At 61.0% G+C, this 451-nt stretch carries 1 protein-coding gene; it reads right to left on the reverse strand.

Annotation, left to right across the window (positions count from 1 at the left end; all coding sequences use genetic code 11):
• Nucleotides 1–308 (reverse strand): hypothetical protein (locus I6A82_RS14465; RefSeq protein ID WP_198095674.1); only part of this gene is annotated, 308 nt, incomplete at its 3' end.
• Nucleotides 309–451 lie beyond the last annotated feature (143 nt).

Here is a 451-nt window from a genome sequence, read left to right on the forward strand (position 1 = left end):
GTCGGGACCTGGTCAAAGGCCTTGAAGAAGGGGCCGATGCCTTGCATCAGGATGGCGCCGGTCAGGGTCTCTGGCGGCTCGATGCTCAGGCGCATGCAATAGCGTGACACATGCGTGAGCACCTTCAGCGTCATCAATGGGTCACTGGCGAAGCTCTCGGCCAGGGTATGGGCGTCGACCGTGCCCTTGGCGTCTTCGATCGTGCGCAACTGGGTCAGCTCCGCCACCGACCCGGGGAGGACCGGTATCTCGACGCGGCTCATGGCATCGATCCAGGCGCGCAGTGAGGGCAGGGCAACTTCGATCATGGACGGGTTTTCCCGGTACGCATGATCCTCTTATCGGCGTGTTTGGGCAGTTTGGCAAGCGGTGCTTGCCCCTGAAGTTGTCCAATTCGTCACGAGGTTGGTAACAATTGCTTACTTCCCGCCCAGCAGCGCTTCCTTGAGCT

This window comes from Novosphingopyxis sp. YJ-S2-01 (assembly GCF_016093175.1).
In the GTDB taxonomy this organism is placed as follows: Bacteria; Pseudomonadota; Alphaproteobacteria; order Sphingomonadales; family Sphingomonadaceae; genus Novosphingopyxis; species Novosphingopyxis iocasae.